The organism is Sphingomonas flavalba (assembly GCF_047553045.1).
Classification (GTDB): Bacteria; Pseudomonadota; Alphaproteobacteria; order Sphingomonadales; family Sphingomonadaceae; genus Sphingomonas_L; species Sphingomonas_L flavalba_A.
On sequence record NZ_CP180208.1, the window covers coordinates 906,284 to 922,092 of the forward strand.

Genomic DNA, 15,809 nt, shown 5'->3' on the forward strand with positions numbered 1-15,809 from the left:
GCGATCGTGCCCGCTTTTTCGGTACGGGTTGAGGATTGGGAATGGTCGTCAAGAAGGCGCGCCCCAAGCGGGCGACTCTCCAGGACATCGCGCGCGAGGCGGGGGTTTCGATCACCACCGTGTCTTATGTGCTGAACGGCACGGGCGCCGTCGGGGCGGAGATGAGCAAGCGCATTCGCGCAACCGCCAAGCGCATGAATTACCGCGCGAACCATTCCGCAAAGGCGACGCGCACCGGCAAGACACGGACTATCGGCCTGATCCTGCCCGACCTGACCAACCCGTTCTTTCCCTTGCTCGCGCAATCGATCCAGCAATCCGCCAACGAAGCGGATTATGCGGTTTTCCTGGTTGATGCCTGCAACAGCGTGGAGGGAGAGCGCGCCGGCGCGCAGGACCTTCTGGCGCGCGGGACGGACGGGATCATCTGGTGTCCGACCAGCGGGAACGACGGGTTGTCGGATTTGCGCGACGAGATTCCGATCGTCGTCGTCGATCGGCCGATGCCGGATTATGACAGTGTCGCCGCCGACTGTTACGAGGGCGCTCGCCAACTGGCAGACTATCTGATCGAGATGGGGCACGCGCATGTCGGCGTTGTCGCGGGGCCGATGGCCATTCCCAGTGCGCGGTTGCGGTGCGAGGGCTTCGTCGACCGGTTTCGCAAGGCCGCATCAGTGGATTGGACGGTGGAGAACCCGTTTTCTATCCAGCTTACCGATCAGACCCGTGCATCGTTGAAGAGCAGCTGCAGCAGCGCGATCGTGTGTGGCAACGACCTGATCGCCTTGGGGGTGATGCGGTTTCTGCACGAATCGGGGCTGCGCATCCCCGACGATGTTTCCGTGGTGGGGTTTGACGACATCAGCTGGGCCAGCTTCACCACGCCGAATCTGACGACGGTGCGGCAGCCTTTTGCCGCGCTGGGCAAGCGGGCTTTTGAATTGCTGGCGCAGCGGATGGACGGCGACGACAGTCCGCGCGCGCTGTTGCGGCTGGATATGAGCATTGCCAAGCGCGATTCGGTCCGCCCGCTCTAGGAATATGGGCATTTGTCGGGCGGGCCTGTCGGGCGGACGGAGATTCTCTCCGCCCCGCTTCCGTTGCTTGACAACATCGTAATGATCGATCAGTAGTAGCCAAGTTTAACGTTTAAGTTAAACAACGCCAATAAGGCGGGCAAGCGGCCAGGCCAGGAGCCGCCGTAAGAAAGGGGAGGTTTGAGATGCCAAATTCGCGCCAGGGACGATCGATGGGACGGCTTGGGGGCGTGTTCGCTCGGCGTTCGCGCGTCCATCTGATGGCGGCCGTTGCGCTGGGCGCGTTTGTCGCGATGCCCGCAGCGGCGGAAGACGCCGATCAGGAAAACGGCGCGGAAGAGATCGTCGTTACCGCCGACCCCGTCGGCCTGATGAAAGAGCGCAACACGTCGCTTGTCGGCGGCATCAGCAAGCCGCTGGTCGAAACCCCGCGCGCGGTAAGCGTCGTCGGCGAGCAGACGATGGACCGCTATGGCATCGAGGATATCGACGACTTCATCACCACGTCGCCGGGCACGTTCAGCGGCAGCTTCTTCGGCGTGCCGGGCGCGGTCAGCATCCGCGGCAGTAAGGCGGACAATTATTTCCGCGGTTTTCGCCGCACCCAGAATGACGGCCTGTTTCCGACGCCGGTCGGTTCCAGCTCGCGCATCGAACTCGTGCGCGGGCCGACGCCAGCGATTCTCGGTTCGGGGCGCCTGGGCGGCCTAATGAACTTCTATCCCAAGACGGCGGCGCTCGATGAGAAGTCGCTGGCCGCGGGGCCGGAAGCGATCGTCGGCTTTACCATCGGCAGTTATAACAAGAAGGTTGCGACCGTCGAATACAACCACCCGTTCCTGCTAAGCGGCCGGAAGACGGGCATCTCGGTGTATGGCGAGTTCGAAAATTCGAAGGATTTCGTGATCGGTCGTGAGCCGAAGCACGAATTGATTCAGGCGTCTTTCCTGCACGAGCTGCCGAACGACTTCGAGGTCGAGTTTGGCGGCATGTACCTGAACACCCGGGGCTATTATCAGAACCCCGGCTGGAACCGCGTGACGCAGGACCTGATCGACAACGGCACTTACATGACGGGCCGTGACACTACGCTGCAGGATACGGACGGCAACGGCCGGATCACGCCGAACGAGATCGATGCGGTGGTCGGGCGTTACTGGGGCCTGTCCAACATCCGTCAGTTCTGGGAATATATGCCCAAGGACGCGGTGACCGGCCTGCCGATGTTGCCCGCGTCGGTGACGGGAGCGTTCAGCCTCGATACCGGCGTCGGTACGACCAAGCTGAGCCGCCGGCAGCAGTTCATTTCCAAGGGGCACGAAGTCCAGAATTCGGAAGGCTATACCGGCTATTTCGATCTGACGAAGAAGTTCGACGATTCATCGCTGAAGCTGCAGCTGTTCTATGACGACGTGCACAGCAAGGTGTTCGTGTCCACCGGCTTTGCCACCGAGGTGAAGGCCGACGTGTTCGAAGGCCGTCTGACCTATCAGCACAAGGTTGATTTCGGCGATACGGCGGTAGCGCAGTTCTACACGGCGGCGTCGCACCGCGTCTACAACGCGCTTGCCCGTGCGTCCTATAACGGCGGCTGGCTGGTTCTCGACCGGCGCGATATTTCCGTCGGCGCGACAGCTAACGATATTCTCGACAGCCCGTTCACCGATGAAGCGGGTGGTATCGGCCTGACGTGGGAACGGGACCAGACGTCGCGTATCAAGACGACCGGCATTGCCGGTGTCGTCGACCTGACGTTCTGGGACAGCCTGTCGCTGTCGGCCAGCGGCCGTTACGACCATTACAACGCGCGCTCGATCGAAGAAGGTACGGTGGTCTTCAACCCCGCCGACGGGAACACGCTGTTCCACACCAAGGAAGACGGCTTCTCCTACGCGCTCAGCGCCAATTACAAGACGCCGTTCGGCCTTGTGCCTTATTTCACCTATGCCGAGAGCGCGGTTCCGTCGACGGACGAGGCGGGTGGCGCGCCGGCCAGCAGCGTGCGGACCGGGCAGTTGCTGCGCGATTCCAAGCTGACTGAATTCGGCGTGAAGTTCGCCCTCCTCGACAACAGGCTGGAAGGCTCGATCGCTCGTTACAAGCAGAAGCGGGTGATCCGCGACTCCTTCGGTAACTTCATGGGAGAGACCGGTAAGGGCTGGGAAGCCGAGTTCCGCTTCCTGGTGTCTGACCAGTTCACCTGGACCGGTACGGCGACGATCCAGGATTTCATGATCGGCGCGCCCGGCGCTTGCGGTTCCGGCAACGGCGAAATGGTCGTGCTGCCGCCCAGCCGCCTGGGTATCAATGGTGCGGATGGCTATGGCGGCCTGTTCGCGGCCCTGAACGCCAGCTGCCTGCCGGAGTTGCAGAACGGTTATCGCCGCAATGTGACGCCGAAGGAGGTCTATTCCACCTTCGTCACCTACACCTCGCCGGAGCTTTCGTTCGGCACGGTGGGCGCGACGCTGGGGACCACTTACGTGTCGAAGACGGGCGGCAAGATTGCCGGCGCGGTCGTGCTGCCGTCCTATTTCAACACGCGGGCGGCGGCGTTTGTCGAGGTTGGCCGGTTCAATCTGACCCTGAACGTCGACAACCTGTTCAACGAGAAATACTTCACGCCGTTGCAGGGCGTTTATGAGGAAGTGGGTGTGATGCCCAATCCGGGGCGGACATTCCGTGTGACTGGTAAGATCAAATTCTGATCTGACATGACAGGCCCGGCGACGCGAACCGTCGCCGGGCCTTTTTGATTCTACGACAGGAAAACAGATGTCCCTTCGTCTCAATCGCCGCCAGCTCATCGTCGCGGGCGGGCTGGGGTTTGGCGCGCTGGCGGCGGGCGGCCCGGCAATGGCCCTGCTCGCGGCACGCGGGTTCACCCATGGCGTGGCGAGCGGGGAGCCGGGGCCGGACCGGGTTTTGCTCTGGACCCGTTATGTCGGTTTCCGGGAGGGGACGACGCCGCTGATCGCGGAGATCGCCGAAAGCCCCGATTTCCGCCGCGTCATTGCGAACGGGGGCGCGATCGCCGGGCCGGAGGCGGACTTTACCGCCAAGGCATGGGTCAGCGGCCTCGAGCCGAACCGTCATTACTACTACCGCTTCGTCGCGCCTGACGGCAGCTACTCGGTCACCGGGCGGACGCGGACATTGCCGGTCGGCCAGGTGCCGGAGTTCCGGATCGGCGTATTCTGCTGCGCGGCGATGACCTTCGGCTGGTTCAACGCCTATGGGCATGCGGCGCGCCGGAACGACATGGACCTGATGATCCATGTCGGCGACTATATGTACGAATATCCGCGGGACAGCGAATATCAGCGGCGGCTGAACCAGTGGGCCGAAGCCACCACCCGGATGCTTCAGATGGAGCCGAGCGGCGAGACGGTCAGCCTTGCCGACTACCGGCTGCGTTATGCCGCGCATCGCCTGGACCCCGACCTGCAGGAACTGCACCGGCTGCACCCGATGATCGCCCAGTGGGATGACCACGAAATCGCCAACGATGCATGGCGGGACGGCGCGGAGAATCACCGCCCCGATCAGGGCAGCTATGCCGACCGCAAGGCGGCGGCGGTGAAGGCGTATCGCGAGTGGATGCCGGTCGCCGACCAGGATTGGTCCCGTTACGAGATCGGCGATCTCGCGACGGTATTTCGGCTGGAGACCCGGCTGACCGCGCGGTCAGGCCCGGTCGACACCGGCGCGCCGCTGGGTGGAGCGGACGAGGGCGATGTCGCCGAGCGGCTTCGGCAGTTCCGCGACCATGCCTATGAGGACCCCACCCGCACGATGCTGGGCGACGCACAGGAACAATGGCTGTATGACGGGCTGCGCGCGTCGGTGCAGCGGGGCGCGCGCTGGCAGGTGCTGGCGCAGCAGGTCAATATCGGCCGCATCGCCATGCCGCGGTCCGCGCTGGACCATATCCCGCAAGGCGTGCCCGGCAGTTCGTCGATCCGTTCGGAAATCCGCATATCCGAAGCCGGCATGCCGGCGATGCTGGACAATTGGGGCGGATTCCCGGTGGCGCGGGCACGGCTGCTACGCGCGGCGCAGTCGGCCGACGCGGAACTGGTCGTGCTGGCCGGCGACAGCCACAACGCATGGGCGTTCGACCTGGAACAGGACGGACGGCCGGCGGGTGTGGAATTTGGCGGGACCAGCGTGACGTCTATGGGCTATGATCAGACGTTGCGCCGCGATCCTGAAGCGCTGGTACGAACGATGATCGCGCAAAGCCCGGAACTGCGCTGGGCCGATATCGCCCACCGGGGTTACATGGCCATTGCCCTGCGGCCCGATGCGGTGACCGGGGAGTGGGTGCTGCTGGATACCGTCCATCGCCGCACGACCGCCAACTGGCAGAGCCGTTTCATGACCGCCCAGCGGAGCGAACGCGTGTTTTCTAACGCTGGCTGAAGGGGGAAGGGGGCTGAAGGGGGAAAAGGGCGGGGCGAACCGGGCGTAGACCCGGATCGCCCCGTTCCTGACGCTATTCGCGGGTGAAGTCGGCGGGGATCTTCGGTTCCGGTCCGGCCTTGATCCACATCACGATCTCATTGCCCCACGGGTCCTCGAAGGCGGCGTTATACCCGTTGAATTCCTTCCAGTAGTGATTGCGCCAGAGTTCGGTCGCGCCGCGGCTGGTTGCGCGCTCCAGGATCGCCTCGGCGGAATCGTCGTCGCTGACCAGGACCCAGATGCGGGCCTTGGCCCCGCCACGCGCCAGCGGGCGGGGACCGACGCTGTCGGCGTTCGGGTGCGGGCGCTGGTTGTTGCTGTTGAAGATGCCGATATGCAGGTTACCGGTTGGCCCCTCATTACCGTCGGAGGTCAGGAAATTCCGGCCGGGGACGAGCCGATGGTAGGAGCCGGCCGGTCGGCCTTCGTTGGTCCAGCCGAACACCTCGGCATAGAATTTTCCGGTCGCCTCGGGGTCATCGGAAGCGAGGTCGACGAAGATAAGCGTATTCGGATAGGTCATTGTTTCTCTCCGGTTTGATTGGGGGAGGGCGTGGCGACCGGCGGCGCAGATGTGCCGGCCGTGGACGCTGGCTTAGCTGCCATCGGCGCTACTTCAGTTCGCGATAGCCGCCGCCGTGGTAGACCAGCGGATCGCGGTCGTTGCGTGTTGCCGTCAGCACCCGGCCGATCAGGATCACATGATCGCCGCCTTCGAACCTGTCGGCGATCTCACACTGGATCTGCGCGCAGCAATCGGGGAGCAACGGTGCGTTACCGGCGCCCTTTTCGTGCGGGATATCACGCAGCTTGTCTTCTCCTGGCATCGCCAGACGGTTCGATATGTCCTGCTGGTCGGCGGCGAGGATATTGACGGCGTAATGGTCGGTATCGGCAAAGGCGGGCATCTGGTCGCAGCCCTTGTCGATGCTCCACAACACCAGTGGTGGATCGAGCGAAAGAGACGCGAAGCTGTTGACCGTCATCACCCCGGTACAGCCGTTGCGCGCGGTACAGGTCATCACGGCGACGCCGGTTGCGTAACTGGACAGTACCGACCGGAATGTCGCGGAATCGATGGCCGACAACGATAGCCTCCCCAATTGTCTTTGGAACAAGCTATGCCGTGATTTCAGTGGCTGTCCATGAACGCCGCTGTCCGTGCAAGCCGCCGTGCACGTGTGAGCAAGAGCAGCCGGCCCTTGCGCGGCGGGGCGTGCGGATAGGGAAGCGCCAAGTCGGCCATGGGTAAAGAGTCAGCGCACCGAATGTAAAGTTTTCGAAAAAGGGTCCTGACACCCATTTCGCTCTGGGCCATGGCGGGCCGGTGACCGATCGCCCCTTGATCCTGCTTGTCGATGACGACGTTGAACTGAGTGAACTGCTGGGCGAGTATCTCGAAAGCGAGGGCTTTGACGTCGAAGCCGTGTTCAACGGGGTCGACGGTGCGGCGCGGGCGTTGTCCGGCCGGCATGACGCGGTCATCCTCGACATCATGCTACCGCGCATGAATGGTATCGATGTGCTGCGGGAAATCCGCCGGGCCAGCCAGATCCCCGTGCTGATGCTTACCGCCAAGGGCGACCAGGTCGATCGTGTCGTCGGTCTTGAACTGGGGGCGGACGACTATGTGCCGAAGCCCCATTATCCGCGCGAACTGGTCGCACGGTTGCGCGCGGTCCTGCGGCGAAACGCCCATGCCGGTGCGGTGGCGGCGGACCCGGTCGTTCGTGGTCGGCTTGAAGTTCAGGTCACCCGGCGCCGGGTGACCTGGCAGGGCGCACCGATCGAATTGACCGCATCGGAATTCAACCTGCTCGTGGCGCTGGCCCGTGCCGGAGATGAGGTGGTGACGAAGGACGCGCTATCGCTGAACGGGTTGGGGCGCGCGCGCCAGTCTTACGACCGCAGTGTCGACGTTCATGTCAGCAACCTGCGGCTGAAGCTGGAGGCGGCGGCGGCCGGGGTTGTCGCGATCGAGACGGTACGGGGCGTCGGCTATCGGTTGCTGGTGGCATGAAGCGGCGGCTGTTCTGGAAGATATTGTTTGCCTTCTGGCTGACCTTTTTCGCGATTACACAGGGCGTCTGGCTTTTGTTCGAAATCAGCCGGGGCGACCGGCCTTCGCCCGAGGCGCTGATAGCGAGCGAAGTTGCGCCGGCGGTGCTTGCCGGAGGAAGCGAAGCGATCGCCGCGGGCGGGCTGGCCGGCGGCCGGACATTCATCGACAGCCTGCCGCCAAGGCAGCGGAGGCGGGTTTCGATCACGCCCGCATCCGTCTCTCCGGCGGCCCCGAGGGGAGCGGGCGAGCGCCTGCTGGTGCGTGAAGGCGTCGCGCCGGATGGGACGCGCTATCGCATCACCTATCGTTATTCTGGCGAACGGCGACGCGGCATCCTGCGCAGCACGCCGCCCGAACTTCTGATCCTCGGTTTGATTGGCGGATTACTGTTCAGTGCGGCCCTCGCCTGGTATCTGACCGAGCCGATCGCCCGGCTCCGGCGCGGGTTTGACCAGTTGGCGCGTGGCGATCTGGAGGTGCGACTGGCGCCGCAGATCGGTAGGCGCCGCGACGAAGTCGCCGACCTTGGGCGCGATTTCGACCTGATGGCGCAACGCTTGCAGCGGCTGGTCGCCGCCCGCGATCGCCTGCTGCATGATGTCTCGCATGAACTGCGTTCGCCGTTGGCGCGACTGCAACTGGCGATCGGGCTGGCGCGCAAGGCGCCGAACCGCACCGAAGCGACACTGGACCGGATCGAGCGCGAGGCGCTTCGTCTCGAAACGCTTGTCGGCGAAGTGCTGGCGCTGGCACGGGCCGAGCATGGGCAGCAAGACGATTATTTCGATCTGGCCGGCGTTGTCGCCAGCGTCGCGGACGACGCCTGTTTCGAGGCGGAGGCGAGTGGCGTGCACATCCGCCTGCACAACGCCATTCCCGATGAGGATGCGCGCGCGCCGTTGATCGGCAGCGCCGAACTGGTGCACCGCGCCATAGACAATGTCATTCGCAATGCCCTGCGGTTTTCAGGGGCGGGTGATGCGGTCGACGTCGATGTCGCCTATTTGCCCGCGACGGGAAGCTATACTGTCGAGGTCCGCGACAACGGGCCGGGGCTGCCGGAAGGCGAGATCGACGCCATGTTCGAACCCTTTGTGCGTGGCGGGCGCGGCAGTGGCCTGGGGCTTGGCCTTTCGATCGCATCCCGAGCGGTCGCGGCGCATAGCGGCGAGATGACTGCGCGCAATCTGGCAGGCGGTGGCCTTGCCGTGGTTATGACCTTTCCCGCCAGTCGGGGTTGATCAACGGTTGGTGCAAAGCGATCCGGTCCAGAGGCGCACGAACACCGGCCGGCCTTTCGCAATCTTTACTCTTTGCTTGCGAACTCTTGATCCGCAAGCGGCCCGCCCTCGGCCATACCGTTCGGGCGGAAGCGGCATCGCGCATTGGCCCCACAGCTTTCGTGCCGATGCCGTTTCCCACTGTAATCTTGGGAGTAAAAAATGCGTTGCCATTTTCTGGGCGTTATCGGCGTCTTCCTTTTAGCCGCTGCCCCGGCCGTTGGTGCCGCGCAAGGTAATCCGGCCTCGCAGGACCGCCATGAGCGGAGCGATCGCGACCGGGCATTGGACCGCAAGCCCGCGCAGCAGCCTGCCGCGCAGAACCGACGTGGGTCGCCGCAGGCGGATCAAAAATACGGTGCGTGGAGCAGCAGCTGGGGTGCCCGCCCGCCGGCGCCGCCAAAGCACTGGACGAAAGCCAGTGATTGGCATCGCCATGTCCGTGCCTGTCAGCAGCGCTATCGGTCGTATAACGCCAGGACGGACAGCTATCGCGCGCGTTCGGGCAAGGCGGTCCGCTGCCGCCTCTGACCGGGAAGGGCCGGCGGCGTTGGCGTGCTGGCCCAGGGTATGGCGATCCTGTTGCAAATTGGGGCGTCCAATGCGCGCATTCTCCCTGCTATTGCCGTGCTGCTGCTTTCTGCCCCGCTGGTCGCCTAGGTTGGACCTGCGGCGGACATGCTGCCGCCTGACCGCCATCATTGAGGCGCGCTGTGAGAGGCGCCTGTCGACAAGGGCTGATGGCCTGCCCGGCAATACGCTGACGCTCTGTCGCGGAGGATAGTTCGATGCCGACCGGTCTTGTGCCTGACAGCGTGAAGGGCAAGCGCACCGATCGCAAGAAACTTTGCCTGGAAGGCGATCATGTTCCCCGCAGGCGACTGACCCAGATCAGCGCATCGCAAGGTGACCCGAGCCTTCCCCATGCGCGCTGCCGCCATTGCGGCCAGCTCCTCGTGAAATCGCCGGTTACACGGCGTTGGCGGCTGATCGGGATGTTGGGCTGAACCCGGCTGTCGTCATCATCGGTGGCGACGGGCATTACGTGCAGCCGGACGCGGCGTGTCGCCAGCGAGACGGTCCCGATGATGTCGGCGCGGGGGCGTGGAGGGCGTCTCGTTCTGGGACGAATGTCGTTATAATAACTGGATAATTCCCTTTTACCGATGGCCTCCCGGTGTTAGCGTTACCGCTAACGGGGGTGATCAATGACATATCTGTCGAAACGGCATGATGGCGCCTTGCCGTCGGCGGGCTTTGACGTGGTTGAGGCACGGCTGCGCGAGGTCGATGGCGCCGAATGGGATGGGTTTGCTGCCGCTTGTAGCGCGCCTTATTGCGCTGCCTACGCCTCTTTGCGTGCGGTTCGCGCCAAGCATGTGTTGCGCGAGCGGCTCCGCCTCATCCGGGTCTATCGATGGAGGAACGGCGTTCGGGTGCAGATCGGGCAATGTGCGATCCGGTGGGCCGGCATGGAGGGCCGCTTCGTCGGCGGGTTGCAACTGCTGCCGTCCGAATCCGCGGACTGGAGCGCGGCGATGGCTGCGATCCTGGCGCACGCTGGCGCGGGGCACTATCGCTACGGTGGCAGCTGGAACCCGGAAGAGGACCGTAGTCCCGTGCTTGGTACGATGGTGGGGGTAACGGTTGATCATGTGCGCCCGTTGACCGTGCAGGGGGTGGATTTTAGCCGTTGGCCCAGTTGGGATGCCTATTGGCGCGCGACGAGCACCAATATTCAGCGCAACGCCCGCTATGCCGAGGAACGGATAGAAGGGCTGGCGATAGAGAATTTCGAGGCGCGCGGGGCGCTGATCCAGATGCGACGGATGACCCGGCTGCGCGCCCGGACATACCGGCGCAAGGCGTTGTATCTGAACAGTGTGATCTGGGCATTCAGCCAGATGATCGACATCGCATTTTACCGCCGGATGGTGGCGATTTCCTTTTCAAGGGCAGGCCGGAGTGATCTGGCCTGCCAGTTCAACGTCCATTTCGGCGGATCGACATATTATCTGTTCGGAGGGTCCGACGCGGCCGCCAGCGGTGCATCCTGGTACCTGATGCGCGACGTACTGCACCGCGCCTACCAACGTAATCCAAATGGGCGGTTCGTAATGGGGCCGGTCGATTATGCGCTGCATGACGAGGCGGTCGGTGGCGGCCTGCTGCGCTCGCGCCGCTCCTGTCGGGTGAGCGACTGGCAAACGGCCGTGGTGGATTTCCATTATGCGCCGCCGACCGTAAGTGACCGCCTGCCGCCCATGCCGTTGGTGCCCCAGCAAGTGCCGGTGGGAGAGGAGGGTATCGCCGCCTGACGCCGCCCCGGCGGGGCGGTGCGGCACCTGGAATTAGTCGAGGCGGCAGCGGCGGATAGCGTGGGGTGCCGGGCGTGGGCCGACCGCTTCGAACGCGGCGAGGTAGCCACCGGCCTTCGGCATTGGCTGGTCATCGACACGGCGATAGCCGACGGCGGCGAATTCGCAGGCGAGTAGCGCGGGCGGGGTGCCGTGACGGTCGGTCGGCCGGTTGGCGTCGACGACGATCACCCGGCCGCCGGGGCGCAACGCCGGACGCAGATTCCACAGGAATTCGTACGGTGATTCGATCTCGTGATACATGTGGACCATCAGTACGCGATCGAAACTGTCAGCGGGCAGCATGGGGTTGGCCGGTTCGCCGAGCTTGACGCTGACATTGTCGAGCCGTTCGCGGTTGACGCGTTCCGCCAGCATGTCGTGGACCTTGGGGACGATGTCCTGTGCCAGCACCCGGCCCTTCGCCCCGACGCGGGCGGCGAGGCGGATGGTGTAATAGCCTTCGCCGGCGCCGATGTCGGCGACCGTCATCCCCGGCTCTATCCCGGCGCGGTCCATCACCGCCGCCGCCTCGCTCAGCCGGTCGCGCGCCTCCTCGGTCGACCAGCGGCTGGAGACGATCGGCGCGACCGGGCGGTCGGCGGCTGGGAAAGCCTCGCTGCGCGCTATGTCCTCGCTGGGCGGGGCCATCTTGCAGGCGGCGAGCAGCAGCAGGACGAGGGTGGCCGCGGATTGGCGGGCGGCCTTTCGCGCGCGGCCGGGGGTGGTGGCTGCGTCCCTCGACTGCGCTCGGGATGGACGGGGATGGGAAGCGGTATTGGTAACGGCGCGGGCAGCGGTATCGGCAAGCGCGCGGGTCCCCAATCCGTCCATCCCGAGCGCAGTCGAGGGACGCAGCCAGCCGATGAGGCGGCTGGTGGTACAGGGAGGGGAGAGGGCGCGCGGCACGGCGGGCGTCAGTCCACGTCCTCGACCTCGACCGTCTCGCCGGTCACGCGCTGCGACAGGGCAGCGGCCATGAAGCGGTCTAGGTCGCCATCGAGCACGTCGCCCGGCGCGGTGGAGGTGACGCCGGTGCGCAAATCCTTGACCAGCTGATAGGGCTGCAGGACGTAGCTGCGGATCTGGTGACCCCAGCCGATGTCGGTCTTGGTCGCGTTGGTGGCGTTGGCTTCTGCCTCTCGGCGTTGCAGTTCGGCCTCGTACAGCCGCGCTCGCAACTGGTTATAGGCTTCCGCCTTGTTCTTGTGCTGCGAACGCTGATTCTGACACTGGACGACGATGCCGGTCGGGATGTGGGTGATCCGCACCGCTGAATCGGTGGTGTTGATGTGCTGGCCGCCGGCGCCCGATGCCCGGTAAGTGTCGATGCGCAGATCGCTCTCGACGATCTCGATGTCGATATTCTCGTCGACGACCGGATAGACCCAGACCGAGGCAAAGCTGGTGTGGCGCCGCGCCGAACTGTCGTAGGGCGAGATGCGGACGAGGCGGTGGACGCCGCTTTCGGTCTTGGCGTAGCCGTAGGCGTTCTCGCCTTTCAGCATCAGCGTAGCCGACTTGATCCCGGCCTGCTCGCCGGCGTGATGGTCGATCAGCTCCACCTTCATGCCGTGGCGTTCGCCCCAGCGGGTGTACATGCGCTGCAGCATCCCGGCCCAATCCTGGCTCTCGGTGCCGCCGGCGCCGGCGTTGACCTCGATATAGGTGTCATTGGCGTCGGCTTCGCCGGCAAGCAACGCGGCGACTTTGTCCTTTTCGGCCCGGTCGGCAAGGTCGGCGAGGCTGGAGATCGCGTCGTCGACCAGCGCCTCGTCACCCTCGGCCTCCGCCATTTCCATCAGTTCGACGGTGTCGTCCAGCTCGGAGCCGATCGCGCGGGTGGCGGTGATCGCCTCGTCGAGGCGGCGGCGCTCGCGCATCACCTCCTGCGCGGCGCGCGGATTGTCCCACAGCGCCTGATCCTCGACCCGGGCATTCAGTTCGTCGAGGCGCTTGAGCGCGCGGTCCCAGTCCAGGAAGCGGCGGAGCAGGGCCAGCGCGTCCTTGATCTGATCGACATGGGCTTGCGCTTCAGCGCGCATCGGAAAATCTCCAAAAATACAAAGCGCGTCTGGACCGCCTGACGCCGGGTGGACGCGCGCTTTAGTAGATACCGCCTTCGCGCTCAAGGAACTCGCTGTCACGGGCGCGCGTATTGACCGTACCGGCCTTGTCGTCCGCCCGCTCGGCGATTTCTTCGCGGCGGATGGTGCGGCGCGGCTCGCTTTCCGGCTTGAACGCTTCCCAGATTACCGATGCCAGCGCTTCGTTGCCCGGCCAGGCGCCGTAGACGCGGCGGCCGGAACGACGATCGATGCGGACCATGCGGACGCCGGGCGCGGCGCGGAACGGCACGACCGGCATGTCCTTCAACGCTTCGCGGGCGAACTGCTTGAAGATCGGCGCGGCCATTGTCCCGCCCTGCGCGTAACCGCCGAGCGAGCGCGGCTGATCGTAACCCATATAGAGCGCGGCGACGAGGTCAGGTGAGCCGCCGGCGAACCAGACGTTGGTAGGGCCGCTGGTTGTACCGGTCTTGCCCATCAGCGGGCGGTTGAGTTCGCGCAGGGTGACGGCGGTGCCGCGCTGGACGACGCCTTCCAGAATGTGGACCATTTGATAGGCGGTCATCGGGTCCATCACCTGGCGCCCGCGCACCGGCGGGCGCGGCATCGGCTTTCCGTCCCAATCCTTGGCGTTGCAGCGCGGGCAGGGGCGCGGATCGGCGCGGTAGATGACCTTGCCGTTGCGGTCCTGGACGACGTCGATCAGGCTCGGCTTCAGCTCGCGCCCCAGATTGACAAGCATCGCATAGGCGTTGGTCAGCCGCAGCACCGTCGTCTCGCCGGCGCCGAGCGCGATCGACAGATAGGGCGAATAATTGCCGATGCCCATCGCGTTGATCGTCTGGACAACGTTGGGCATGCCGGTTTGCGATGCGGTGCGCACCGTCATCAGGTTACGCGATTGCTCGATTGCCCAGCGGATCGTCTGCGGCCCGGCGCCCTGACTATTGCCGAAATTGCGGAAGCATTTCTGGCCGAGCGCCGCCGATTGGTAGACGCAGAACGGCCCGTCGACGATCAGCGTTGCCGGTGTCATGCCATGATCGAGCGCGGAGGCGTAGACGAACGGCTTGATCGTCGACCCCGGCTGACGCAGCGCCTGGGTGGCGTTGTTGAACGTGTGCAGCCGCGCGTCGAAGCCGCCCTGCATCGCATAAATACGGCCGGTATGCGGGTCCTCCACCACCATGCCGCCGGAGATTGCCGGGACGACGCGCAAGGCCCAGCCGCCAGCCGCCGGGGCGACCGCGATGACGTCGCCCGGCTTCATCGCCCGGAAGGCGGAAGTCTGCGTGCCGGAACGCGGCATTTGCGCCGCCGATGCCGGCAGTGTGCCGGTTGTCCCGTCCACGAAGCCGACGGTTGCGGCATTGCTGGTCTTCGACAGAACGGCCGCGATCTGCCAGTTCTTGTAGGACAGGCCTAGATTGAGACCGGCCAGCGCGCGCGCCCATTCGCCCGACACATCGATCGTCTTGATCGGGCCGTGCCAGCCGCGACCATTGTCATAGCGGACCAGACCGTCCTGCAGCGCGGTTTGAGCCAGTCCCTGCAGCCGCAGGTCGAGTGAGGTCCGCACCCAAAGGCCACCGGCATAGATGCTGTGCGGGCCATCTTGCGCGCTTTCGCCGAAACGGTCGATCAGTTCGCGGCGGACCGCTTCGATGAAATAACCGCCGTTGCTCTCGAATTTCTGCTGGGTGCGGCGGGCGGTGCCGAGCGGCGCCGCTTTGGCTGCGTCGACCTGCGCCTGAGTGATATAGCCATTGCGCTGCATCTCACCCAGAACATAACTGCGGCGGGCAAGGGCGCGCTCGGTGTGGCGTTCGGGATCGTAGTTGGACGGTGCCTTGGGCAGAATCGCGAGATAGGCGATTTCCGGCAAAGTGAGCTGATCAACATCCTTGTCGAAATAGGCGCGGGCGGCTGCCTGTACGCCATAGGCGTTGCGACCGAGAAAAATCTGGTTGAGGTACAGTTCGATGATCTGCTGCTTGGTCAGCGCGCCTTCGATCCGGTAGGCGAGGATCGCTTCGCGGATTTTGCGGCTGTAGCTCAACTCGTTGGACAGCAACAGGTTTTTCGCCACCTGCTGGGTGATCGTCGACGCGCCGACCGGCCGACCGGAGCGGGTGAGGTTCGAGATTAGCGCCGAGGCGATGCCCGGATAGTCGACGCCGCCGTGCGAGAAGAAGGTCCGATCCTCTGCCGAGACATAGGCGTCGATCAACAGCTTGGGATATTCGTCGAAGCGCAGCTGCACCCGCCGCTCGCGCGCGAAGCTGTGAATCGGCGTGCCGTCGACGGAACGCAGATTGGTCGGCAGCGGCGGTTCATAGGTGCGCAGATTGTCGACGGAAGGCAGGCCGCGCGCGAACAGCAGCCAGATCAGCAACCAGCCGAGCAGCAACAGGCCGACGCCGCCGATCAGCGTCTTCACCCACCATTTCGCCAGCCATGGCGACAAGGCCGCCATCGCATCGTCGCGGCGCAGGCGGAACCGGACCTTGCTGGGGATCGCATCGACCATCTGA

Annotated in this window: 13 protein-coding genes; 8 read left to right on the plus strand and 5 right to left on the minus strand. The window is 64.7% G+C overall.

The genetic code is table 11. The annotated features are described in order from the left end of the window. Window positions 1-41: 41 nt before the first annotated feature. The 3 genes from ACMT1E_RS04145 (at window position 42) to ACMT1E_RS04155 (ending at window position 5,465) form a co-directional block, all read left to right on the plus strand. On the plus strand, window positions 42-1,040 hold the full coding sequence (locus ACMT1E_RS04145) for a LacI family DNA-binding transcriptional regulator (RefSeq protein ID WP_414902425.1): 999 nt from the start codon (window positions 42-44) through the stop codon (window positions 1,038-1,040). Window positions 1,041-1,252: 212 nt separating this feature from the next. After that, the gene (locus tag ACMT1E_RS04150) at window positions 1,253-3,748 is read left to right on the plus strand and encodes a TonB-dependent siderophore receptor (RefSeq protein ID WP_414902426.1); all 2,496 of its coding nucleotides are present in this window, start codon (window positions 1,253-1,255) and stop codon (window positions 3,746-3,748) included. Window positions 3,749-3,815: 67 nt separating this feature from the next. Then, window positions 3,816-5,465, plus strand: coding sequence for an alkaline phosphatase D family protein (locus tag ACMT1E_RS04155; protein WP_414902427.1), 1,650 nt, complete (start codon window positions 3,816-3,818; stop codon window positions 5,463-5,465). A 73-nt stretch (window positions 5,466-5,538) separates the two neighbouring features. Here ACMT1E_RS04155 and ACMT1E_RS04160 read toward each other — a convergent pair whose 3' ends face one another. Together ACMT1E_RS04160 and ACMT1E_RS04165 are read right to left on the minus strand one after the other, a co-directional pair. After that, on the minus strand, window positions 5,539-6,030 hold the full coding sequence (locus ACMT1E_RS04160) for a VOC family protein (protein ID WP_414902428.1): 492 nt from the start codon (window positions 6,028-6,030) through the stop codon (window positions 5,539-5,541). Between the two features lie 88 nt (window positions 6,031-6,118). Beyond that, window positions 6,119-6,595: a flavin reductase family protein gene (locus tag ACMT1E_RS04165; RefSeq protein ID WP_414902429.1), complete on the minus strand. Its 477-nt coding sequence runs from the start codon at window positions 6,593-6,595 to the stop codon at window positions 6,119-6,121. A gap of 239 nt (window positions 6,596-6,834) precedes the next feature. On the opposite strand from ACMT1E_RS04165, the gene ACMT1E_RS04170 reads away from it, so the two are divergent. The 5 genes from ACMT1E_RS04170 to ACMT1E_RS04190 all read left to right on the plus strand — a co-directional run bounded on the left by ACMT1E_RS04170 (window position 6,835) and on the right by ACMT1E_RS04190 (window position 11,167). Next, window positions 6,835-7,527, plus strand: a complete 693-nt coding sequence (locus tag ACMT1E_RS04170) for a response regulator (protein WP_414902430.1) — start codon at window positions 6,835-6,837, stop codon at window positions 7,525-7,527. Next, a complete protein-coding gene (locus ACMT1E_RS04175) occupies window positions 7,524-8,810 on the plus strand; it encodes an ATP-binding protein (protein ID WP_414902431.1) in 1,287 nt (428 codons plus the stop codon). The genes ACMT1E_RS04170 and ACMT1E_RS04175 overlap by 4 nt, the downstream gene beginning before the upstream one ends. Before the next feature lie 201 nt (window positions 8,811-9,011). Beyond that, window positions 9,012-9,380: a BA14K family protein gene (locus ACMT1E_RS04180; protein ID WP_414902432.1), complete on the plus strand. Its 369-nt coding sequence runs from the start codon at window positions 9,012-9,014 to the stop codon at window positions 9,378-9,380. Window positions 9,381-9,637: 257 nt separating this feature from the next. Beyond that, a complete protein-coding gene (locus ACMT1E_RS04185; protein ID WP_414902433.1) occupies window positions 9,638-9,856 on the plus strand; it encodes a hypothetical protein in 219 nt (72 codons plus the stop codon). A gap of 201 nt (window positions 9,857-10,057) precedes the next feature. Further along, complete coding sequence (locus tag ACMT1E_RS04190; RefSeq protein ID WP_414902434.1) at window positions 10,058-11,167, plus strand: GNAT family N-acetyltransferase; 1,110 nt, start codon at window positions 10,058-10,060, stop codon at window positions 11,165-11,167. Between the two features lie 33 nt (window positions 11,168-11,200). On the opposite strand, the gene ACMT1E_RS04195 is transcribed toward ACMT1E_RS04190, so the two are convergent. The 3 genes from ACMT1E_RS04195 to ACMT1E_RS04205 form a co-directional block, all read right to left on the minus strand. Further along, window positions 11,201-11,857: a class I SAM-dependent methyltransferase gene (locus ACMT1E_RS04195; protein WP_414902435.1), complete on the minus strand. Its 657-nt coding sequence runs from the start codon at window positions 11,855-11,857 to the stop codon at window positions 11,201-11,203. Window positions 11,858-12,123: 266 nt separating this feature from the next. Further along, window positions 12,124-13,251, minus strand: coding sequence for a peptide chain release factor 2 (gene prfB, locus ACMT1E_RS04200; protein WP_414902436.1), 1,128 nt, complete (start codon window positions 13,249-13,251; stop codon window positions 12,124-12,126). Between the two features lie 61 nt (window positions 13,252-13,312). After that, window positions 13,313-15,805 carry a penicillin-binding protein 1A gene (locus ACMT1E_RS04205; RefSeq protein WP_414902437.1) on the minus strand — a complete coding sequence of 831 codons (2,493 nt, stop codon included), beginning with the start codon at window positions 15,803-15,805 and terminating at the stop codon, window positions 13,313-13,315. Between the last annotated feature and the right edge of the window lie 4 nt (window positions 15,806-15,809).